This is a genomic window from Rhodococcus sp. PD04 (genome assembly GCF_035918275.1).
In the GTDB taxonomy this organism is placed as follows: domain Bacteria; phylum Actinomycetota; class Actinomycetes; order Mycobacteriales; family Mycobacteriaceae; genus Rhodococcus; species Rhodococcus rhodochrous.
The window spans coordinates 2,601,449-2,623,562 of sequence record NZ_CP142143.1 but is presented as its reverse complement, the minus strand read 5'-3'; the positions used below and the strand labels follow the sequence as shown (position 1 = coordinate 2,623,562).

Genomic DNA, 22,114 nt, shown 5'->3' with positions numbered 1-22,114 from the left:
GCCCCGACATGGCATCCGGACCGACTTCGGGACCCGGAGCGATTCGCGTCGCCGAGGGCTCCCTCACCCTCAACGCGGATCGCTCCGACGACGAGCGCATCACCCTCGTCTTCCTCAACACCGGTGACCGTCCCATCCAGATCGGATCGCACATCCACCTGCCGGACGCGAACGCGGCCCTCGAGTTCGACCGCGAACGCGCGCAGGGCTTCCGCCTGGACATCCCGTCGGGGACCTCGCAGCGCTTCGAACCCGGCAGCAGCCGCGAACTGGGCGCCGTCGCCCTGCGCGGGCGACGCGTCGTGCCCGGCATCCAGGTGCGGAAGCAGGAGGACTGAGAACGTGAAGATCACACGCGCCGAGTACGCGGCACTGTACGGACCGACAGTCGGCGACCAGGTACGCCTGGGTGACACCGACCTGTGGATCCAGATCGAGGAGGACCGCACCTTCGGCGGCGAGGAAGCCGTCTTCGGTGGCGGCAAGTCCATCCGCGAATCGATGGCCCAGGGCGTGACGACCCGGGCCGAAGGTGCTCCCGACACCGTCATCACGAACGTGATCGTTCTGGACTGGTGGGGCATCGTGCGTGCCGACGTCGGTATCCGCGACGGTCGCATCGTCGCCCTCGGCCGCGCCGGCAACCCCGACATCGCCGACGGCGTGCACCCGAAGCTGCAGATCGGCCCGTCCACCGACGTCATCTCCGGTGAAGGTCGCATCCTCACCGCGGGCGCGTTCGACTCGCACGTGCACCTGCTGTCGCCGTCGCAGATCGTCGAGGCACTCGCCACCGGCATCACCACCATCGCCGGCGGCGGAACCGGCCCGTCCGAAGGATCGAAGGCCACCACCGTCACGCCGGGCCCGTGGCATCTGATGCAGATGCACCGCGCGCTCGACGCGCTGCCGGTGAACGTGTTGTTGCTCGGCAAGGGCAACACCGTCTCCGCCGAAGGACTGCGCGAACAGGCCCTCGCCGGGGCCGCCGGATACAAGGTGCACGAGGACTGGGGCTCCACACCGGCCGCGATCGATGCGGCATTGCGCGCGGCCGACGAGCACGGACTGCAGGTCGCGCTGCACTCGGACTCGCTCAACGAGGCGGGCTTCGTGGAGAGCACGCTCGCCGCGATCGGCGGACGCTCGATCCACGCCTTCCACGTCGAAGGCGCAGGCGGCGGGCACGCCCCGGACATCCTGAGCATCGCCGGATTGCCGCACATCATCCCGGGCTCGACCAACCCGACGTTGCCGCACACGATCAACACCGTCGACGAGCACCTCGACATGCTGATGGTCTGCCATCATCTCAACCCGGCCGTCCCGGAGGACCTCGCGTTCGCCGAGTCCCGGATCCGGGCCACCACCATCGCGGCCGAGGACATCCTGCACGACATGGGCGCGCTGTCGATCACCTCGTCCGACGCCCAGGCGATGGGTCGCATCGGTGAGGTCGTCACCCGCACCTGGCAGGTCGCGCACGTGATGAAGAACCGGCGCGGGGCGCTCGACGGTGGCATGCCCGCCGACAACGAACGGGCCCGCCGCTACGTCGCGAAGTACACGATCAACCCTGCGATCGCGCACGGCGTCGACCACGAACTCGGTTCGATCGAGGTCGACAAGATGGCCGATCTGGTCCTGTGGGATCCGAAGTTCTTCGGCATCCGGCCGTCGCTGGTCATCAAGGGCGGATCGATCGCCTGGGCCGCGCTCGGCGACCCCAACGCCTCGATCCCGACGCCGCAACCGGTGCTGCAGCGACCGGCGTTCGGCGATGCGCTCGCTCCGCACACGTCGGTGTCGTTCGTCTCCCCCGCCGCCCTCGACGACGGCCTGGTAGAACGACTCGGGTTGCGCCGCAGACTGTTGCCGCTGCGGCCGACCCGGCACATCGGCAAGGCCGACATGAAGCAGAACGACGTGTTGCCGCGCATCGAGATCCGCCCCGACACCTTCGACATCGACATCGACGGCGAGCGGGTCGTTCCGGCGCCGGCCACCGAACTGCCGCTCGCGCAGCTGTATTCGATGTTCTGATGTTGCCCGACACTCTGTCCCCCACCACGGTGCTGCTCCTTCTCGCGGACGGGCGCGCGCCGGTCGGCGGGAACGTCAACTCGGGTGGGCTCGAACCCGCGCTCCAGGGTGGGATGTCGCCGACCGAGGTGCGCCGCTTCCTCGTCGCGCGGTTGCGCACCTCGGCGGCGGTCGAGGCCGGCGTCGCCGTGGTGACCCGGCACGCGGTGGACGCCGCTGCCGGAGCCGCCCTGACGCTCCGGATCGACGAGATCGAGGACCACTGGGCGGCGCGCACTCCGGGCCCGGCCCAGCGCGACGCGTCCCGGTTGCTGGCCCGCGGCTATCTGCGACTGGCCCGGAACCTGTGGCCCTCCACCGTTCTCGACGATCTCGACACCCGGACCCCGCGGCCCTCGCGGGGACTGGTCGTCGGGGCCATCGCGGCGCTCGCGCGCATCCCGGCGATCGACACCGCACGACTGGTGCTGTACGAGGAGGCGCAGGCGATCGTCGCGGCCTTCCTCAAACTGCACCCCACCGACCCGGCCACCGGTTCGCGATGGGCGCTCGAGGCCTGCGCTCATCTCGAACCGCTCATCGCCGAGCTGTCCGCTCTCACCGATCCGGCGGACATCCCGGCCACCGGTGGTCCCCAGACCGAATTGTGGGCCGAAGCCCACGCATCCGCTCCAGAAAGGCTGTTCCGTGCCTGAACACACCACCACCCGTTCGCTCCGTCTCGGCGTCGCCGGTCCCGTCGGCACGGGCAAGAGCTCGCTGATCGCGACCATCTGCCGCACCCTCGCGTCCGAGCTGCAGCTCGGCGTGATCACCAACGACATCTACACCGACGAGGACGCCCGTTTCCTCCGCTCGGCGGGCGTGCTCGACCCCGAGCGCATCCGCGCGGTGGAGACCGGTGCGTGCCCGCACACCGCGATCCGCGACGACGTGACCATGAACCTGCTGGCCGTCGAGGATCTCGAACGCGACTTCGCGCCGCTCGACGTCGTCCTGGTGGAGAGCGGCGGCGACAACCTCACCGCGACCTTCTCCCCCGCGCTCGTCGACGCGCAGATCTTCGTGCTCGATGTCGCCGGTGGTGGCGACGTCGCCCGCAAGGGCGGTCCGGGCATCAGCCGCGCCGACCTGCTCGTGGTGAACAAGACCGATCTGTCCCCCTATGTGGGTGTCGACGTGCCGCAGATGGTCGCCGACGCCGAGAAGGCCCGCGAAGGCGGACCGGTGCTGGCGCTGTCCCGGACCGACGCCGCATCCGTGCAGGCGCTCGGTGACTGGGTGCGCGAGATGCTGGCGGCCCATCGCGCCGGGTCGCACACCCCTGTCGATCCCGGTCCGATGGCTCCGCACTTCCACGCCGACGAGGACGACGACCACGATCACGGCCATGGGCACGGTCACGGTCACGGTCACGGTCACAGCCACGATCACGCCGTCGCACACACGCACGACTGATCATGTCCCGCACCACGATCCGTATCGACCGCGCACCGGACCGGGCACGCCTGGCCCTGCGGGCGGGCATGCTCGTCCCCCGCACGGTCGAGGTCGGTCCGGACCACGCGCGTGTCGCCCTCGTCGCCGCCGGCGCGCTGTTGCTCGGTGGTGACTCGGTGACCGTCGACGTCCACGTCGACGCCGGGTGCACGCTCGAACTGCAGGACATCGGTGGCACCGTCGCCTACGACGCCGACAACCGGTTGTCCCGGTGGGACGTGCGGATCACCGTCGCCGAGGGCGGCACTCTCGTCTGGGACACCTACCCGTTCGTGATCGCCACCGGCGCCCGCGTGCACCGCGACACCCGGATCGAACTCGCCTCCGATGCCGCCGCGAGCATGCGGGAGACCCTCGTCCTCGGACGCCACGGAGAAACCGGGGGCGCGATCCGCAGCCGTACCTCGGTCACTCTCGATCGTCGTCCCCTCTTCGTCGAGGAGTTGTACGCGCACGGCGCGTTCCCCGAGCCCGGGATCCTCGGTTCCGCGCGGGTGCACGACGTCATCGCGACCTACGGGCGACGCGCCGAGGGCGACGGCGTCGTCCAGCTCGAAGGGCCCGGCAGCCTGCTGCGGTTCCTCGGTGCCGATACCCACTCCTCGCCACTCGAGTCGACCTGGCGCTCCTGGCGCTCCGCACACGTTCACCCGTCCACCCTCGAAGGGAGTCTCACCCATGCACGTCCCTGACCATTTCCTCCCCATGAGCGCCACCGCGCCCGCCGCGGCGATCGCCACCGGTGCGGTCGTCCTCGCCGCCACCGCCGGGCGGCCGCGCATCACGAGCCGGGACACCCTTCTCGCCGGAACGACCGCAGCGATGATCTTCGGCGCTCAGATGGTCAACTACCCCATTGCCGGCGGCATCAGCGGCCATCTCATCGGCGGCGCTCTCGCGACCGCGCTTCTCGGGCCCCGGCTCGCGCTTCTCGCGATGACCGCCGTCGTCGGTGTGCAGGCATTGCTGTTCGGGGACGGCGGGATCAACGCCCTCGGGGTGAACGTGCTGCTGATGGCGGTGCTGCCCGTCCTCGTCACCGCCGGTGTCCGTACCGGCGCCGAGCGACTCGGCCTCGGGAAGCTGACGCGGACCACCGCCGCCGTCGGCGCCGGTCTGTCCGTGCCGGTGAGTGCCGCAGTTCTCGGCGTCGCGTACTCGGCGACCGCCGGAACCGGCGCCGCAGCAGCGTTCATCGGCGATCTGACTGCGGTCCACCTGACCATCGGCCTCGGTGAAGCCCTCATCACCGCTGCCGTGCTGAGCGCCGTGATGGCGTTCGCGCCCGGCGTCGCCGCGTGGGACGCACGGTCCTCCGTCACTCCTGTTGCCGTCCGACGTGGTCTCGCCGCGATCGGCGGTCTGGGCGTGGTCAGCGCCTGTGCGCTGGCTCTCGGCGCGTCCGGTAGTCCGGACGGTCTCGAGCACATCGTCGGTGCCTATTCGCTGCCGGTCGGTGACGCCGCCTTCGCCGGTCTTCCCGGCCTCGCCGACTACGGCACGCTCAGTGGCACCGAATTCCTCGCGGCACTGGCCGGGCTCGCCGCCACCGCGGTGATCGGCGCCGCCCTCACCGCGATGGGTCGTCACACGCCGGTCCGTCAGAGCGCGTAACGGTCCTCTCGAAGCCCCTTCGAGCGGTGCGGTCGCTGATGCGGCCGCACCGTTCGGCGTTTCGCAACCGATACGATCACCGACCGTTGCAGCTCCGTGACCTGGCGTTTTCACCGCCGATCAGGAATCTCGGAAATTTCTTCGATTCGGCGGGAACCTTTCCGCCTCCCGGTCTCTCTTACCTGTGTCAGTCACCGAGACACCGAAAGAGGCACCCACCATGGCTACCAACTCCTTCCCCGGCAGCAGCTCCTCGAACGCCGACCGCGCCGCATCGCAGTCCACCGCCAGCGACCGTGCGGACTCGTCGTACGGCTCGCAGTCCTCCTACGACAGCAACTCGTCCTACGGCTCCTCGTCGTCCGACCAGTCGGGATCGACGAGCTACGAGTCCTACGAGCGTTACGAGCGGTACGACAGCTCCGGCTCCTCGAGCTCGGACTCGTCCTACGGATCGGCGAGCAACTCGGGTGCGTCGAGCTCCGCCGGATCGGCCTCCTCGGCCTCCGACCGCGCCGCCGCGGAGAACGCCGAGTCCACCTCGAGCGTGACCTCCGGATCGGCCTCCACCGAGCCGGTCGTGCTCGACGAGTACACCCTCGGTGACGGCACCCGCGTCGCCGACGTCGACGTGGACGGCGACGGACAGGTCGACCTGTCGCTGGTGGACTACGACGGCGACGGCAGGACCGACGCGCAGATCAGCGACTCCGACGGCGACGGCAACGCCGACCTGATCGAGTTCGACCGCGACGGTGACGGTTACATCGACGCCGTCGCCGGTGATCTCGACGGTGACGGCCGCCTCGATCTGGCCGTCTTCGACGAGGACGGCGACGGCGAGGTCGACGTGGTGGTGGACCTGCACTCCGGTGCGGTGGACTACGACGGCGACGGCATCGCCGACGACTACGTCGACGTCTCGGCCTTCGACAACGGTTCCGAGTCGACCGACGCCGGTTCCGATCTGGTCTGAGACCCACTCCGACCGATCCGAGACGAAGGGCAAGCAGGTGATGTCACCGCAGATCCGTGAGCGGATCGACGAACTGATCGCGGCGGCGGATGTCGCGGCGGACGGGCCCGAGCGCGCCGCCGCGACCGCACGACTCGCCGATCTGGGGGTCGAACGTCTGGCCGTCGAGCCCGGTACGCGATTCGATCCGAGCCGTCACCGTGCGGTGGCGGTGACGCCGGCAGCGGCACCGGCGGACGAGAACCTGGTCGCCGCAATGATCCGGCCCGGCTGGTGTCACGAGGGGCAGATCCTGCGGTACGTCGAGGTGCGGGTGCAGGTTCCGCCGGCGCAGTACCCCAGTCCGGGGGCGTCGTGACACCCGCCACCGGGCGACGACCGTTCGCCGCTATAAAGTCCGCGGCGGTCATCGCACCGTCCATGCAGGTTTTGTGGGTTCGCATTCGAAAGGCACGATCGAGATGAGCTGGGTTCTGGCGGTCGATTTCGGCACGTCCAACACGTCGGCGGCGCACCGGATCGGGCCGGACCGGGTCGAATCACTGCCGCTGACCCACACCTCCAACCTCATGCCGTCCTCGGTGTACGTCGACCACACCGGGGCGATCACCACCGGCGACGTGGCCATCAACCAGGCCACCGTGGACCCGGCCGGCTTCGTCGCCTGCCCCAAGACCCACGTGGCCGTCGGGTCGGTGATGGTCCGCGGCCAGGACGTCCCCGTCGCCCACACCATCGCCTCGGTCCTGCGCACCGTCTACAACCAGGCGCTACCCCGGCACAACAACCATCCGCCGGCGGAGGTCGTGCTCACCCACCCCGAGGCCTGGTCTCAGCGCGAACTCGACGTGCTGCGCCACGCCGCATCCCTGGCCGGACTCGGCGGCAGCGTCTCGCTGATCTCCGAACCCCGCGCCGCGGCGTTCTACTACTCGCGCCAGCACGACGCGAAGATCGTCAAGGGCTCGACGATCGCGGTGTTCGACTTCGGCGGCGGCACCCTCGACATCGCCGTGCTCACCGCGACGAGCGAATGGACCTTCGAGGTCATCCGGGCCGGCGGCGACAACACCCTCGGCGGCAAGAACCTCGACGCCACCGTCGCCCGCTGGGTCGACGAACGCCTGCGTGACGACGATCCGGATCTGGCGGCGTGGTTGCGCACCCCGGACGGGCTCGACGCCCGTCGCACCCTCGACGATCAGATCCGCCGCGCCAAGGAACTGCTCTCCGAGCATCCCTCGGCGACGATCCGGGTCACCGGCAACGGCGCGGATCTGACCTTCACCATCACCCGCGACGAGTTCGAGCAGCTCATCGAACCGCAGATCACCCGTGGCGTGCAGCTCGCCGCCCAGGTGCTGCGCGATGCCGGGGTGGACCGGTCGAGTCTGCAGGCGCTGTATCTGACCGGCGGCTCCTCCCGGATCCCGTACGTGCATCGGCGGCTGTCCGAACTCGGATCCATCGCCACCCTCGACGACCCGAAGACCGTCGTGGCCAAGGGCGCGGCCGGGTTCGTCGCCGGCGGACGCACCACCGAACCCGCCGCCGACCTCGACACCGAGGTGCTGCGACCGGACACTCCCCGCCCCGCAGCACCCCGACCCGGCGTTCCCCGTCCGGGTACCCCGGCGGCGCAACCGAACCCGGCACCGACGCGCGACGTGGAGCGGTCACGGCCGTCTCGGCCCCTGCTCATCGCCGGGGCCGCCGTGCTGGCGGTGCTCGTCGCCGCCGGGGCGGTCTTCGGACTCACCCGTGGGGACGCGGACGACGGAGCGGCGGCCGGCGCCGCAGCCGCCCCCGCTGTGGCCGAGGACAGGTCGGACACCGGAGCACCGCCCCCGGCGACATCGGATTCGGTCTATCGCAGCGAGAGCACCGACGAGGTGGTCGAACTGCTGCCGACCAAGTTGCTCACCGGGTCGAGTTCGTGCGAGAAGTCCGGCTTCTCCTCGGAAGGTGCCATGCAGGTGCGGTGCCAGATCAGCCCCAATTCCAACCTCGGGAAGGCGCTGGGCATGGAGCCCACCGACTACGAATCCGTGTCGGCGTACCGGGACGATCAGTACGCACGCTCGAACTTCATCCGGCTCCGTGACGCCAAGAACGACAACACCAGGATCGTCTCGGCGGACGGCACGCGTATCGCCGACTACGACCACCCACCGGGCGGCAACTCGTACTTCACCGTCATCGACAAGTCCACCGGACTCGTCGCGCAGTTCTCGACGACGACGGAGCGCGGCGAAGCACTGCTCGCCGAACTCGGTTGGAACGCCTGACCTGCCTTACCTCCCATACCTTCCTCTTCAGGAGTCCTCTTCTCATGCACATCCCTCGAACCGGCCGTCTCGCCCTGGCCCTGGCGGCCGTCACCGTCGTCACCGTGGCCGGCTGCTCGTCCGACAGCGACGCCACCGTCGTCGACGAGACCACGACCGAACAGACCTCTGCCGGTGTGGATCTCGACTCGCTCGATACCGGTGACTACAACACCCAGCCGCGCGATTTCGTTGCGCTGGGCATGGCGGCCGAGGATTTCGGTCCGGCGGTGGAAGGCCAGCGACTCGCCGAGTTCGTCGTCCACCCGCACACCGTCGACCCGGCCCTCACCGTCGGCGGATCGACCAACGGCGTGTTCCTCGGCGGCACGGGCAACATCTTCTCCGGCAGCGAGAACGAGATCCTGAAAGAATTCTCGATCATCAACGCCTTCACCAGCTTCCGGAGCACCGACGACGACAGGCGCGAGTTCGGTGTCAGCGTCTGGCGATTCCCCACCCCCGAGGACGCCGCCGGCGCCGCGCAGGCCCTGTACGAGTACAAGCTCGGGCCCGCGGACGGTCCGTTCTCCACCGGTCCGGAGACCCCGACGACGCTGCCGGAACTGCCCGACACACTGGCCACCACCTACTCCTGGCCGGAACTGGCCACCACGTCCCTGAGCACGCTCACCACACGCGGCATGTTCGTCGTCTACACCTACAGCGGCGACGACAGCGGTGGGACCGAGTGGATCACCGATACCGCGACGCGCGGTGTGCAACAGCAGATCGAGCTGCTCGACCGGTTCCCGGCCACCCCCACCGACGAGATCGCCTCGCTGCCCATCGATCTGGACAAGGTGATGGCCCGGGCCGTGGGATTCGTCGACAGCGAGTACTCACGTAACTCCGACATGGCGGTCTACGGACCGGACGGCTGGTTGCACTACGACTCCGCTCCAGCCGACACCGAGGTGGTGTTCGAGCAGACCGGCACCGATCGTGTCGCGAAGGTCAACAGCGTCGTCTATCGCACCGCGGGCCCGGACGAGGCCGAAGTCCTGAAGGACGCGTTCGCTGCACACACGGCCGAGACGTATCCGGACCTGGTCGAGGACCCCTCGCTGACGCAAGGTCTTCCGAACACCACCTGCTGGTCGGGCGACGTCGCCGACGGTCGAGCCGCCGCGTGCCTGATGACCTACGGCCGCTACGTGGCCGAACTGTCCGGCTTCCGCTCGATCGGCAACGAGAATCCCGACTCCGACACGCTGCGCACCGTGCCGCAGCGCGTGGCCACTCAGTACGTGAAGTTCGTCCGCGCCGAGGAGATGGGCCTCGGCGAGAACTGACCTCCTCGCGGTCCGGTGACCGTCGGTGCACGACACCGAGGGCGGTCACCGGACCGCTGCGCGACGCGGCCGGGTAGGTTACTCCGCGTACAGATGGGGGTGCCATGCACGAGACGGAGTTGATCGAACGGTGCCGGTCCGGCGACCGGGCCGCGTTCGCCGCACTGGTGGAACCGTCGCGCACCCAGGTGTGGGCGGTATGTGTACAGATCACCGGTAACCGCCACGACGCCGAGGACGCCCTGCAGGACGCCCTGATCGCCGCCTGGCAGAACCTCGACAAATTCCGGGGCACCTCCCGCTTCGGTTCCTGGCTCTACCGCATCGCGAGCAACGCCGCGCTGGCGATCGTGCGCAAGCGCCGCGAGATCCCCGACGACGAGATCGACCTCGGTCGGGCCTCCACGGTGCCGGGACCGGCCGATCGCGTCGTCGACACCGACGCGGTGCGTCACGCCCTCGCTCGACTCCCGGAACAGTTCCGCGTCGCGGTCGTGCTCCGCGAATACGCCCAGATGAGTTACGCCGAGATCGCCGAGCATCAGAACGTGCCGGTCGCGACGGTCAAGACCCGCATCAACCGGGGGCGAGCACAACTCGTCGAACTGCTCGATCCCGCCCGCCTCGATCCCGCCGGTCTCGATCCCTGACCGGTAGATTGGGACGTGGCAGGAACATTCCGGGGCCCACACGACTCCAACCTGACGACGACGGACAACGGGGGAAGAAGGAAGAGCCCATGACAAGCGATGAGACCGATCCGCTGCCCTCACTGGGGGAGCTGCTCGGTATCGATGTGCTCGCCGACCTACCGGAACTGCCCGATCAGGTCTGGGAGCGCGCGCTCGACATCGCCACCGACCCCGGCACTGCCGCGGTCGATACCTCGTTGATCCCGGACGACGACGAGATCGTTCCGGAGACGGTCACCGTCGACTCTGTCGACCTCGATCCTGCCCTCGACCCCGATGCCGACCTCGACAGCGCAGGTGGAATCGACCCCGGCCTTGTCGACGACGACAACGGCGAGGCTTCATCCGACGACGAGGCAGCCTCGTTCGGCTTCACCGACAACGTCGACGAACCCGATCTCGGCGCGTAACCCACCGACCGGGTCAGTGTCCGCGGACGATCACCGTATAGGCGTGCGTCAGCGCTGTCAGCGCCGTGTCCTCCGCCGCCGACCGCGTCGACACGCTCTGGGCCTGCACCGCGACAAGCTTCTGTTGCGCCATCGCTCGGATCTGCTCGGGTGACGCCGTCGGCTCCAGCCCCAACGCCTCGGCGATCGTGCCGCCGCGCAGCACCTGGACCAGTTCGTCGACCGCCGGCGCGCTCGGGTCGGCCTGCAGCAGAGATCGCAACGCCCGCAACAACTCCACCGGCACCAGCACCGGGTCCGTGCGCAGCGCCGAGACGATCTGCCGGATGGCGTCGCGCGCCGGATGCGAATAGACGAGGGCGTCGAGTTCGGCGAGGATCCGGCCGGCGCGGTGCAGCACCGCGAAGCGACGCAACGACTGTTCGAGCACCGCTCGCAGCGGATGGACGCCGGACACCCCGGACAACCACTGGTTGACCTGGTGCGCCCCACCCGTTGCCTGCGCGCGGGCGTGCACGAGCCCGTACTCCCCGATCAGCTCCAACAGTCGCCACACCTGATCGCGCGGCACCGGCAGCGCGGCGGGATCCGCGTCGAGCAGATCGAACAACTCCAGCGGGGCCAGTGGGGCGAGCGCCACGAGCGCGTGGGCGTCGGCGTCGGTGAACGCACCGGTGTGGGAGGTCTGCGCCAGCAACCCGGCGACCGGCACCACCGTGCCGACCTGTCCCGCCAACCGCCGCGCGAGCACGTTCGCGTGTTCGGCGGCGTGTCCGAGCGGATCGCGGTTGCCGAGCACCCCGCGGCCGAAACCGTCTGCGCGCGACAGCACTCCGAGTGTGTTCAGCGGAGTGAAGCCGAGGCGCTGCAGGAATTCGACCTCGTCGGTGCGCGGCATCGAGTCGAACAGGAACACCGCCGCGTCGGCGTCGACGGACGCCGAGCGGGTCTGCTCGAATCCGTCGATCAGGGCGCGCTCGGTGGCGGCGGCGTTGGTGACGGTCAGTGTCGCCAGACCGGGGGTGTCGACGAGGGTGATGGTGCTCAGCGCATGGGAGGGCAGGTAGCGGTGCACGTACGCGACCTGCTCCGGCGGGACGCCGAGGTCGACGGTGGTGCCGAGTGCCAGCGGCACGGGTCGACGGGTGCCATCGGTGGACACCACGTCGGCGCGGGAGGGCGCACCGTTCTCGTAGACGGTGACGACATTGGTGGCCTCGAGCGCCGCGGTCTCGGCGACCGGCGCCCCGATCAACGCGTTCACCAGGGTGGATTTGCCGGCCTTGAGCCGCCCGACGACGACGATGCGCGGCGGTGACCACAGGATCGCGCCGATACGGTTGGCGTGGGCGACGAGATCACCGCCGAGCGCGGCGAGTTGGTGCAGGGCGGCGTCGATGCGCTGGTGCACCGGATCGGGTGCCCCGGTCTGCGGTGGGATGTGCGGGGCGCTCATGCGGCACCTCCCCTCAGAGCCGTATCGATCGGGGTGATGCGGGCGCGAGTGATGCGCAGGTTCTTCTCCAGTCGTTCGATGTTCGCGGTGCGGGTCGCGGCGTCCGCCTGCGCGGCGCGCTTGGCCTCGTCGATACGCTTCTGCAACTCGGTGATCCGGTCCTGCAGGTGTTTGCGGCGACGCAGCACGATCTCCGGGCGGGTGGTGGCCATCGCGGCCTCGAGCATGCGGGTCGTGACGGTCCGCACGGTCGCGAGGGTCTCGCGCAGCCAGGTCAGCAGGTTCGTCTTGCCGGTGCGCATCGCCTTGAACCCGAGATTGATCGCCACCCAGGCGACGCCGGCGATGGCACCGGCCCCGATCACCGCGCCGAGCATGGTGGTGCCGATCATGCCCATCGTCAGCACGCTCGGATCCAGCAGCCCTTGGCGTTTCGAGCCCACCTCCCCGGTCACCAATGGATCGGTCTGCAGCGCCTCGAGGGTGATCTCGCGGATGTGCTCCCACTGCTGCGGGTCGTCGAAGAGGTCGGTGACGATCTTCTCGAGGTCGTCGAGGAAGACCTGCGCGGTGGTGGCCATCGCGTCGAGCAGGTCGGCCTGGATCTGGGCGGTGAACACCTGCGGGGAGCGCCGCAGCACCTGCATCGACGACTTGTTGATGCGTGTCGTCCAGTCCTCGCGCACGCGGGCGAGCTCCTCGTCGAGGCGGGTGATCGCCCGTTGCCGCGCGAGGGTGAGGTCGCGCTGCAGGTGCTGTTCCCACTGCTGCGCCTCGTCCTTGAGCCCCTTCAGCCGTTCCATCTCGGCGGTCAGGTCCGGGATCGCGGATTCGCCGTCGCGCACCACGGAGAGTTCGTCGCTGATTCCGGTTTCGATGCGGCGCAACCCGTCGAGGGCGACGCGCAGCGCATCGGCTTCGGGGCGGTGCCGTGCGGCGGCGACCCGCTCGTCGAGCATCCCCCACAGTCCGGGGAGACCGGAGCAGGCGAGGCTGCGCTCGCGCACCGGGGAGGGCGGTAGCGCGGTCGCGGCCAGGGCTCGCACGCTCGAGACGGCGACGACGGGGATGTCGCGGCCGACGTGTTCCGCGACGGCGCGGCGGTTCTCCGCGACGATCTGTTCCCAGCGGGTGAGGTTCTTGTCGGTCTTGGTGACCACGACCAGCACGTTCTCCACTCCGGCAGCGCTCTCGCGCAGGAACCGCATCTCCGGTTCGGTCAGCGGGGTCGACGCATCGCATACCAGCACGAGCACGGCGGCCCGATCGGCGGAGTGAGCGGCCATCGCCGCGTGCCGGGGGTCGAGGCCGCCGATGCCGGGAGTGTCGACGACCGACGCGTTCGTGAGCTTCTCGGACGCGATCGGCACGACCGCCGCGACCGGCAGCGCCTCGACGGTCGGGTCCTGGACGTAGCGGCCGCCGGTGGTGATCCACTCCCCCAGCTCGGCGCGGTCGATGCGCCGGCGCCCGTCGGGGAACACCAATTCGGCGGTGCCCTCCGGGAAATCGTCGGTGGCGGTGACGAAACGGGTTGCGACGGCGGTCGAGTGCTCGACGTCGTCGAGAGCGGCGCCGTCGCGGCCGATGAGAGCGCTGACCAGCAGACTCTTGCCGCGCTTGATCTCCCCCACCACCACGATCGACGTCGGCCGGCCGGTGTCGGCGAGTTTGCGTTCGGCGCGGTCGGCGACCTCGTCGTGCTTGTAGGCGCGCAGCACCTTGCACGCGCCGTCGATCAGGTCGGCCACAGACGGATCAGGAGACACGCGACGACACTACATACCGGTCGGTACGGGGCCGTGCTCCACTCCGGCGTTCGGACTCGTGGCCGCGTCCACGATGATTTCCGGCTCCTGCCCCGGTCAACATTCGTGAACGGATCCGTCCGACTCCGGGAGACGTCATGACCCAGCAGACCACCCGCGCCCTTCCTCCGATCGTCGACGAGCAGACATGGCGGTCGGCGCTCGACGACCTACGGCGACGGGAGAAGGCCGCCACTCGCGAACTCGACGCCATCGCAGCGCAGCGCCGCCGGCTGCCGATGATCGAACTGCCCGACTACACGCTGATCGGCGCCGACGGCCCGATCCGGCTCGTCGATGTGTTCCAGGGCCGCTCGCAGCTCATCACCTATCACCACATGTGGTCCGACGGTGCCGAATGGCAGTGCGGCGGATGCACGAGTCTCACGACGCAGTGGACCCGGCTCGGCATCCTCGACAACTACGACGCCCGCATGGTCATCGTCACCAACGGGCCGATCGACGAAGCCCTCGCCTACAAGGCGAAGGTGGGCAACACGATGGAGTGGTACTCGTCGTCGGAGAGTTCGTTCGGCGCCGACGTCGACGCACCTCCCGGTGGAGGGTTCGCGGTCAACGTGTTCCTGCGCGACGGCGACAAGGTCTACCGCACCTGGCACACCACGGGCCGGGGCACCGAACAGCTCAGCTACACCTTCGCGCTGATCGACCTTCTTCCGTGGGGCCGTCAGGAGGAATGGCAGGACTCGCCCGAGGGCTGGCCGCAGTCGCCGACCTATTCGGGGTGGCTCGACTCCCCCGACGTGGCGCGGCTCTACGGTCCCGGCACCGGCGCGCAGTGAGGGCCGGGTGACATGGCGGACTCGACACCCTCGCGCAGCGGACATCTGCCCATCAACGGCCTGAGTCTGTACTTCGAGGTGCACGGCGAACTCGGCGGGTCCGCTCCGCTGCCCTTGCTGCTGATTCCCGGCGCGTTCATGAGCACCGAGTCGATGCCGTCCTGGGTGACCGCCTTCGCCGAACGGCGCCCGGTGATCCTCTTCGATCAGCAGGGGCACGGTCGCACCCCGGACACCGATCGTCCGATGTCGTACGAGCAGTTCGGCGACGATGCGGCGGAGTTGCTGCGGGCTCTGAACGTCGAGCGTGCGGACGTGATGGGTTATTCGCAGGGCGGCGGGGTGGCGTTGCAGGTGGCGCTCCGGCATCCGGACCTCGTCGGAAAGCTCGTCACGTTGTCGGCCACCTACCGACAGGACGGTTGGTACGCGTCGGTGCTCGAGGGCGTCGGACATCTCGATGCCGAGGTGTTCGCCGGTTCCTCCGTCGAGAAGTCGTTCATGGAGCACACGCCCGATCCCGCGGCGTTCGCCGTCTACGTCGACAAGATGAAGGTCCTCAACATCGAGGACCAGCAGATCACGGACGAACAGATGCGGTCGATCATTGCGAACACGATGGTGATCGTCGGCGACGCGGACGGCGTGGAACCCGAACACGCGGTGACGATGTTCCGCTTGCTCGGTGGCGGCGACGAGGAAGCAGCGGCGACGGGGATGCTGCAGAAGGTTCCTCGGGCACGCCTGGTGATCCTCCCGGCGATGTCACACCTCGGCATCTCCGGAGAGGCCAACGTGCTGGCGCCGATGGTGACGGCGTTCCTCGACGACGTCCCGCCGGTGACGCCCGAGCTCTTCTGATCCGGCCGGCGGTCCTCAGTCGGCGAGGTAGCGCAGCATCACGGCGGTCGTGAACTGTCGTGTCTCGACCAGGCGCAGATCGACGCGCTTCTCCAGGGGCGGGAACATCGGTGTGCCTCCACCGAGCAGGACGGGTGAGACGAACACCTGGTACTCGTCGATGAGACCGTGCGGGATCAGCGACGCGGCGAGATTTGCCCCACCGACCTCCATGACGCCGTCGCCCTCGGTCTTGAGCCTGCGCACCTCCTCCACCGCGTCGTCGCTGACGAGGCGACTGTTCCAGTGGACCTCGGTGAGGGTGCGGGAGAAGACGACCTTGGGCGTGGTCGTCCACAACTCGGCGAAGTCGCGTTCGATGGGCGAGGCGTCCTCGGGCAGGTGCGGCCAGTACTCGGCCATCAGCTCGTACATCCGCCGGCCGTGCAGCGAGAGCTCGAGCTGACGGAACCGGTCGTTGTGGAACTGGTGCAGTTCGTCGTTGGGGTCGGTCCAGTCGATGTTGCCGTCGCGGTCGTTGATGTAACCGTCGAGGGACACGCCGAAGTCGTAGATAAGTTTTCTCATGATCCGATAGACCGTCGACGGGCCCCGAACTCATCGGCCCGGTGCGAACGTGTCGCGCCTACGGCTGGAGCAGCACGTCCAGGCCACGCTTGAAGTCGTCGATGCGGCGACCGAGAGCGTGGTGACCGCCGTTGACGAGCTCGGACACCCGGACGATCCCCGCGGTGTCCGCGACCTCGTTGAGGTTGCGCGACGTCCAGTACCAGGCAGCGGTGGTGAAGGCGTTCTCCGGCGCAGCGAGCAGCTCGGGGTGCGCGACGAAGTCGACGCCGATGTGCTCGCTGACCTTCTCGTAGTTGTGGCGACCCGTGATCTGGATCGCGCCGCGACCCTTGTAGCGCTCACCGTCGCCGGGATGGGTGTTGCCGAGATCGGCACGACCCTCGTAGGCGCGACCGGACGCGTACTCCTCGAAGGTGCGGAAGGAGTCCGATTCGACGGCGAGCTGGGCGATGAACGCCGCTTGACGGACCGGATTGTCGATGCCGCTGCGCGCCATCGCCTCGTTCAACGGCGCGATGAACTGCTCGACCTTCTCCGCCGGGATACCCGGCACGATGCGGGTCAGTTCCTCGGGTGTGACGGCGGGCGGCGCGGGAGTCGTCTCGGCGACGAGTTCGACCACCTCGGTCGCCTCTGCCGAGTCGGCCTCCTCCTCATCGTCCGTCACGGTCCAGCCGTCGGCGGCCAGGGCGTCGAAGTCGAGCGCCCGGAGCAGGTCGCGGGGCTCCTGGAAACGGGTCTGGGTGGGGGTGGTGGGTGCGGTGTCGGCATGGGCGGCGGAGGTACCGACGCCGAGCGCGGCGGTGAGGACGGCCGCCGCGGCGACCGCGGCACGGAAACGGCGCAATGATGAAACGGACAAGGGTCGTGCTCCAAGATTCGCCGAAGCTGGGTTCGGCCTTCGAACGGGGCCGCGGGCATCACCGGCGGGATCGTTACCACCGCACGGAGGGCCAACACGCGACCATCAGGTCACAACCAGGTAACGTCGCAGGTCGAGAGGTTTTCAAGCGATCGTGGCCGACGCCATCTGAACCGAAGCAAGTGAGCCACGCCATACTCGAAAGTCGATCATTGCGGCCCTCGCATTCGGCCGGCCCAGCGAGAACCTTCCGCAACGGCACCTGGCCGATCCTGCCCCTCGTCCACGGAGGATCGACGTGCTCTCACCGAATTCCCTGCGTAGCAACACCTTCGATGACACGACCGCACGCGCCGAAGGTTCGCCCCACAGATGATCGAATCGAGGCCGCGATGGGTCGCCCCCTCGAGAACAGACCGGTTCGATTCGACCGAGAAGGTGTACACCCCCGAGCCGGGTCGTAATCATTTCGTGTCCGACGACACACCTCGATAACGCGCTGCCGCGAGCCGAGGAGTCCATCCGCGTTCACGGTGCAACGGACCCGAACCGGAAGTACCGACCGGTATGTTCACGCAGGTGGAAGACCCCGACCATTCGGTCGGGGTCTTCCATGATCAGCGCACCGAAACGGGGGCGACGCGGCGTGTTGCGGTAGCGAGCCCCGGTTCATCGCGCGAACTGCACTGAGGGGCACCGACCGCCCTGTATGCCGCGTCGAGAACCCTCAGCGGTCGCGGTAGTACGCCCGGATCGCTCGGCTCATCACCTTGATCTCGCGGGTCCGCTCGTGCCGCAATCGGGCATCGGACCGGGCCGCGATCCACTCGTTCTCACGCCGCAGCTTGCGATGACTCTCCACTCGCCGGGCATCGAGGTCGCCGCAGTCGACAGCGGCACGCACCGCGCATCCCGGTTCGGACTCGTGCGCACAGTCCGTGAAGCGGCAGTACTGCGCAAGATCGTCGATCTCGGGAAAGGCGGAAGCGATGCCGGCGCCGGCGTCCCACATCCCGACGCCCCGCAGGCCCGGCGTATCGATGAGGGTCACGCCGCCACCCAGAGGGAACATCTCCCGATCGGTCGTGGTGTGGCGACCCTTGCCGTCCCCCTGCCGCACCGGTGCCGTCGCCTGGACGTCGCGACCGCACAGCGCGTTGACCAGCGTCGATTTCCCGGCGCCGGACGCTCCGACGAACACGACGGTGCCGTGGAGCAGCGCGCGCAGTTCGCTCAACCCGGATCGGTCCGGCGCGCAGACCTCGACCACGCTCGCTCCGGGTGCGAGCACGGCGACCTGCTCGAATACCGCTTCGGTGGCGAGGTCGACCTTCGTCAGGGCGACTACCGGTTGCGCGCCGCTGTCCCAGGCCAGCGCCAGCAGACGTTCCATGCGACCGAGATCGAGGGTGTCGGATGCGACCGTCACCACGACGGTGTCGACGTTGGCGGCGAGAACCTGCTCTTCCGAACGTCCCGACGCGTCGGCACGACGAATCGCGCCGGTACGCGGCAGCACCGCACAGACGGTGCCGATCGTGTCGCCTTCCGTGGCCGGTTCGCGCACGATCACCCAGTCGCCGGTGCAGACATGGTGGCCCGCCGTCCGCACCCGCAGCGGACCGGCGGAGGTCACGGCGTCACCGTGACCGCGACCGACCCGCACGATCCGGCCGGGAGTTCCCTGGATGTCATTGTCCGCGAACCGTTCCGCGATCTGTTCGGACCAGCCGTACTCGACCGGCGGATCGGTTCCGGGTGGGACATCGGGGTGCACGGTGACTCCTGGATCATGACGAGGCGCGGGTGGTCCGCTCCGACAGATCCGATGGTGAACTTCGAACTCCGACAATGCGATCGAATTTCCGCGTGCACCCTCAACCGCGGTGAGCCGACAGCAACCAGGCCGGGAGCATCGAGCGGCCTTTGTCGTCACGCTGCCACGCGGCAGCATCCTCGTCGCCGAGAAACGCGTGGATGAACGCCGGCCGCACGTCGTCGACGGTCCAGAACTCGGCGACCGCGTCGCGCAACTCGTCGTCCGTCACCGGATTGGGACCCTGCCCCTCTTCGGGGAAGGCGCCCTTCGAGAAGGCAAGGACGAAGAAGGACGCACTCGGTGCAGCGGCACGGGTGACCGCGCTCAGGTAGGCGCGGCGCCGGTCCACGGGCAGCGAATGGAACAGGGTGCTGTCGACGATCGTCGCGAACCGGCCGTCGAAACCCGTGAACGAAGTGATATCGGCGACCTGGAAGGTCGCGGTCGTCAGACCCCGCTCCGACGCCGCGGCTCGAGCGGCCTCGATGGCTGTGGGCGACAGATCGAGACCCACCACCGTGTACCCCTGTGCCGCCAGGTGGAGGGAGGTCTCGGCATGTCCGCAGCCTGCGTCGAGCACGTCGCTGCGGAATCCGCCCTCGTCGATCAATCGGGCGATCTCGGGTTGGGGTTCGCCGATGTTCCACGGTACGGGTCCCGAAAGCCCTTCGGCGACGCCCCGGTAGATGTCGTCCCACGGTGCAACCTGGCCGTCCTCGGTCATGGATCCGACGGTACGCCCGCCGCCGGATCCGCCGCACCGATTCCGAATTCGACACCCGTAACCGGTTCACTCGACCGGGTTCGTGAGGAAGGATCGACAAGCGCCACCGCTCGAGAGGGGAACTCACTCGTGACCGAAACTGCTGCATCTGCACCCGCCGGTCCCGGCCGGGAACGTCAGGGGGTCGTGTACCGCAACGGAGCGCTGGGCCGGCGCCCGGCCGTTCCGACGTCCTTCGGCGACCTCGAACGTGCCGCGCGGCGTGCGAGTTCGAAGCGGGCCTGGGCGTATGTCGCGGGCGGTGCCGGCGAGGGACGCACGATGCGCAACAATCGGCGCGCGTTCGATCGATGGGCGATCGTCCCGCGCATGGCCCACGGTGTCACCGAACGCGACCTGCATACGACCGTGGCGGGCACGTCGCTCTCCTCGCCGCTGCTGCTGGCCCCGATCGGGGCGGGAGCGTTGATGGCCGCCGACAGCGACCTGGCGATCGCGCGGGCAGCCGCCGCGACCGGCGTGCCGTACATCTTCTCCAATCAGGGCTGCAATTCCATGGAGGACTGCGCTGCCGCAATGAGCTCTGCGTCCCGCTGGTTCCAGCTGTACTGGAGTTCCGACGAGGATCTCGTCGACAGCCTGCTGCGACGCGCCGAAGCAGCCGGCGCCGAGGCCGTCGTCGTCACCCTCGACACGACGATGCTGGGATGGCGTCCGCAAGACCTGAATCTCGGGTCGCTGCCGTTCGCACGCGGCGAGGGCATCGCCCAGTACACCTCGGATCCCCGCTTCCTCGACATCGTCCGGCAGCGGATCGACGCCGCCCGCGAGATGGTGACGGAGCGACCCGACGTCACGCTCGGCGCGCTCCGCACACTGCTGTCGATGACCCGCAACCATCCGGGCCGATTCCTCGACAACCTCCGCTCCCCCGTGCCGCGCGCCGCCGCGGAGACCTTCCTCGACATCTACTCCAATCCGGGACTGAGCTGGGAGCATCTGGCGACGTTGCGGGATCGGACGCGACTTCCCATTGTGCTCAAGGGAATTCTGCATCCCGACGATGCGCGTCGCGCCGTGGATCTCGGCGTCGACGCGATCGTCGTGTCGAACCACGGTGGACGCCAGGTCGACGGATCGATCGCCTCGCTCGATGCCCTGCTCGACATCCGTGCCGCGATCGGCCGGGAGCCGACCGTGCTGCTGGACAGCGGGATCCGAAGCGGTGCCGACGTCTTCGTCGCGCTCGCGCTCGGCGCGGACGCCGTGCTGCTCGGCCGGCCCTACATGTACGGATTGGCGATCGCGGGTCAGCAGGGCGTCGAGGAGGTGGTCCGCAACGTGATCGCCGAGTTCGACCTCACCATGGCGTTGACCGGCGCCCGATCGATCGCCGATATCGACGAACGGTTCGTCCAGCCGAATCCCTCCTTCTGAGACAGGGTCAGGCCTTGCGCGCACGCACCTTGCGGTAGGGAGTCTCGTCGATGCGCGTGGTGATCTCGGCGACCATCTTGTCGTACGACTCGTTCTTACGAGCGATGCCGATGAGCCGCTTGGTGGTGCGCGCCGCGGCGCGGAGGTTCATCGGGCGCCCCTCGATGCCGTACATCAGACGCGCCCACTCCGGCAGGAGCGACAGCATGCCGTCCTGCACGACGACGAAGGTGAACACCTTCACCGGATTCCCCCACAGGTTCGGCTTGCGGAGCGCGTGCGTCACCTCGGCTGCGGCGAGCGACAGCGACAGCCAGTGGCGCTGCTCGTCGACGTAGGCCTCGAGGTCGGCACGGGTCGCGGGTAGGCGGGCCGGGTCCGCGCCGACGAGTTCTGCGGCGATGTGCTGTTCGACGACGAACTTGTCCTGCTCCGCCGGGGTCAGGTCGAGGCCGAAGGCCTCCGCACCGCGCAGCAGCGCGAACGCGAGGGCATTGTGCGTCCAGTCGATCCATGCGGGCTCGTCGGCGCGCAGCGTGGTGCCGGTGTGCGGGTCGTCCCAGACCGCGTGCGCGTGCATGCGGCGCACCGAGGCTGCGGCGGCATCGGCGTGGGCCTTGTCGCCGAACATGACCGTGTCGAGATAGCGTCCGGTGCGCTCGTCCCGGCCCTTCGGATCGACGTACGCGGCCGACGCGTGCTCGAACAGCCGCATCATGCCGGGGTTGAGCGCCTGCAGCAGCAGACCCGCCATGCCGGCGACGCGAGAGGACGGGTCGGCGTACACCTTCCACGAGACGGAGCCGGGGCCGAAGTAGCCGTCGTCTTCTCGCGGCGCGTTCTGGGCAGGGTGAGGGGTGGTTGCGGTCACGGGTGGGGCTCCTTCAGCACCGAGGGAAGTGCATATCGGGAGAATG

22 protein-coding genes are annotated in these 22,114 nt (G+C 68.8%); 15 read left to right on the top strand and 7 right to left on the bottom strand.

Going from position 1 to position 22,114, the window contains the following annotated elements; all coding sequences use genetic code 11:
• The first annotated feature begins 8 nt into the window (after nt 1-8).
• The 12 genes from ureB to U9J23_RS12035 all read left to right on the top strand — a co-directional run bounded on the left by ureB (nt 9) and on the right by U9J23_RS12035 (nt 10,857).
• Nucleotides 9-338, top strand: coding sequence for an urease subunit beta (ureB, locus tag U9J23_RS12090; protein WP_059383476.1), 330 nt, complete (start codon nt 9-11; stop codon nt 336-338).
• Between the two features lie 4 nt (nt 339-342).
• A complete protein-coding gene (locus U9J23_RS12085; protein ID WP_326602783.1) occupies nt 343-2,043 on the top strand; it encodes an urease subunit alpha in 1,701 nt (566 codons plus the stop codon).
• Nucleotides 2,043-2,738 (top strand): urease accessory protein UreF, encoded by a 696-nt coding sequence (locus U9J23_RS12080; protein ID WP_016692258.1) that lies wholly within the window; start codon nt 2,043-2,045, stop codon nt 2,736-2,738. Before U9J23_RS12085 ends, U9J23_RS12080 begins: the two co-directional genes overlap by 1 nt.
• Complete coding sequence (gene ureG, locus U9J23_RS12075; RefSeq protein WP_264722611.1) at nt 2,731-3,501, top strand: urease accessory protein UreG; 771 nt, start codon at nt 2,731-2,733, stop codon at nt 3,499-3,501. The genes U9J23_RS12080 and ureG overlap by 8 nt, the downstream gene beginning before the upstream one ends.
• A 2-nt stretch (nt 3,502-3,503) precedes the next feature.
• Nucleotides 3,504-4,235, top strand: a complete 732-nt coding sequence (locus tag U9J23_RS12070; RefSeq protein WP_272267384.1) for an urease accessory protein UreD — start codon at nt 3,504-3,506, stop codon at nt 4,233-4,235.
• Complete coding sequence (locus U9J23_RS12065) at nt 4,222-5,157, top strand: energy-coupling factor ABC transporter permease (RefSeq protein ID WP_033098153.1); 936 nt, start codon at nt 4,222-4,224, stop codon at nt 5,155-5,157. Before U9J23_RS12070 ends, U9J23_RS12065 begins: the two co-directional genes overlap by 14 nt.
• Nucleotides 5,158-5,377: 220 nt before the next feature.
• Entirely contained in the window at nt 5,378-6,133 is a 756-nt protein-coding gene (locus tag U9J23_RS12060) for a hypothetical protein (RefSeq protein WP_272267382.1), read from the top strand.
• 40 nt (nt 6,134-6,173) lie between these two features.
• Entirely contained in the window at nt 6,174-6,491 is a 318-nt protein-coding gene (grpE, locus tag U9J23_RS12055; RefSeq protein ID WP_033098152.1) for a nucleotide exchange factor GrpE, read from the top strand.
• A gap of 103 nt (nt 6,492-6,594) precedes the next feature.
• Nucleotides 6,595-8,421: an Hsp70 family protein gene (locus tag U9J23_RS12050; protein ID WP_272267378.1), complete on the top strand. Its 1,827-nt coding sequence runs from the start codon at nt 6,595-6,597 to the stop codon at nt 8,419-8,421.
• A gap of 44 nt (nt 8,422-8,465) precedes the next feature.
• The gene (locus tag U9J23_RS12045; protein ID WP_272267376.1) at nt 8,466-9,755 is read left to right on the top strand and encodes a DUF7373 family lipoprotein; all 1,290 of its coding nucleotides are present in this window, start codon (nt 8,466-8,468) and stop codon (nt 9,753-9,755) included.
• 104 nt (nt 9,756-9,859) lie between these two features.
• A complete protein-coding gene (locus tag U9J23_RS12040) occupies nt 9,860-10,405 on the top strand; it encodes an RNA polymerase sigma factor (RefSeq protein WP_016692266.1) in 546 nt (181 codons plus the stop codon).
• Between the two features lie 89 nt (nt 10,406-10,494).
• Nucleotides 10,495-10,857 (top strand): hypothetical protein, encoded by a 363-nt coding sequence (locus U9J23_RS12035; protein WP_084222385.1) that lies wholly within the window; start codon nt 10,495-10,497, stop codon nt 10,855-10,857.
• Between the two features lie 13 nt (nt 10,858-10,870).
• Here U9J23_RS12035 and U9J23_RS12030 read toward each other — a convergent pair whose 3' ends face one another.
• Together U9J23_RS12030 and U9J23_RS12025 are read right to left on the bottom strand one after the other, a co-directional pair.
• Nucleotides 10,871-12,313: a GTPase gene (locus U9J23_RS12030; protein WP_272267375.1), complete on the bottom strand. Its 1,443-nt coding sequence runs from the start codon at nt 12,311-12,313 to the stop codon at nt 10,871-10,873.
• The gene (locus tag U9J23_RS12025) at nt 12,310-14,082 is read right to left on the bottom strand and encodes a dynamin family protein (RefSeq protein WP_232333348.1); all 1,773 of its coding nucleotides are present in this window, start codon (nt 14,080-14,082) and stop codon (nt 12,310-12,312) included. The genes U9J23_RS12030 and U9J23_RS12025 overlap by 4 nt, the downstream gene beginning before the upstream one ends.
• A gap of 137 nt (nt 14,083-14,219) precedes the next feature.
• On the opposite strand from U9J23_RS12025, the gene U9J23_RS12020 reads away from it, so the two are divergent.
• Entirely contained in the window at nt 14,220-14,924 is a 705-nt protein-coding gene (locus U9J23_RS12020; RefSeq protein WP_024100918.1) for a DUF899 domain-containing protein, read from the top strand.
• Nucleotides 14,925-14,936: 12 nt separating this feature from the next.
• The gene (locus tag U9J23_RS12015; RefSeq protein ID WP_272267371.1) at nt 14,937-15,785 is read left to right on the top strand and encodes an alpha/beta fold hydrolase; all 849 of its coding nucleotides are present in this window, start codon (nt 14,937-14,939) and stop codon (nt 15,783-15,785) included.
• 15 nt (nt 15,786-15,800) lie between these two features.
• On the opposite strand, the gene U9J23_RS12010 is transcribed toward U9J23_RS12015, so the two are convergent.
• The 4 genes from U9J23_RS12010 to U9J23_RS11995 all read right to left on the bottom strand — a co-directional run bounded on the left by U9J23_RS12010 (nt 15,801) and on the right by U9J23_RS11995 (nt 19,760).
• Entirely contained in the window at nt 15,801-16,352 is a 552-nt protein-coding gene (locus U9J23_RS12010; RefSeq protein ID WP_272267369.1) for a dihydrofolate reductase family protein, read from the bottom strand.
• Nucleotides 16,353-16,410: 58 nt separating this feature from the next.
• Nucleotides 16,411-17,217 (bottom strand): glycoside hydrolase family 19 protein, encoded by an 807-nt coding sequence (locus U9J23_RS12005; protein WP_272267368.1) that lies wholly within the window; start codon nt 17,215-17,217, stop codon nt 16,411-16,413.
• Between the two features lie 727 nt (nt 17,218-17,944).
• Entirely contained in the window at nt 17,945-18,994 is a 1,050-nt protein-coding gene (rsgA, locus tag U9J23_RS12000) for a ribosome small subunit-dependent GTPase A (protein WP_226949821.1), read from the bottom strand.
• Nucleotides 18,995-19,094: 100 nt separating this feature from the next.
• Nucleotides 19,095-19,760: a class I SAM-dependent methyltransferase gene (locus U9J23_RS11995; protein ID WP_059383494.1), complete on the bottom strand. Its 666-nt coding sequence runs from the start codon at nt 19,758-19,760 to the stop codon at nt 19,095-19,097.
• A gap of 129 nt (nt 19,761-19,889) precedes the next feature.
• On the opposite strand from U9J23_RS11995, the gene U9J23_RS11990 reads away from it, so the two are divergent.
• Nucleotides 19,890-21,197: an alpha-hydroxy-acid oxidizing protein gene (locus U9J23_RS11990; protein ID WP_326602767.1), complete on the top strand. Its 1,308-nt coding sequence runs from the start codon at nt 19,890-19,892 to the stop codon at nt 21,195-21,197.
• A gap of 7 nt (nt 21,198-21,204) precedes the next feature.
• On the opposite strand, the gene U9J23_RS11985 is transcribed toward U9J23_RS11990, so the two are convergent.
• Entirely contained in the window at nt 21,205-22,068 is an 864-nt protein-coding gene (locus U9J23_RS11985) for an oxygenase MpaB family protein (protein WP_059383496.1), read from the bottom strand.
• Between the last annotated feature and the right edge of the window lie 46 nt (nt 22,069-22,114).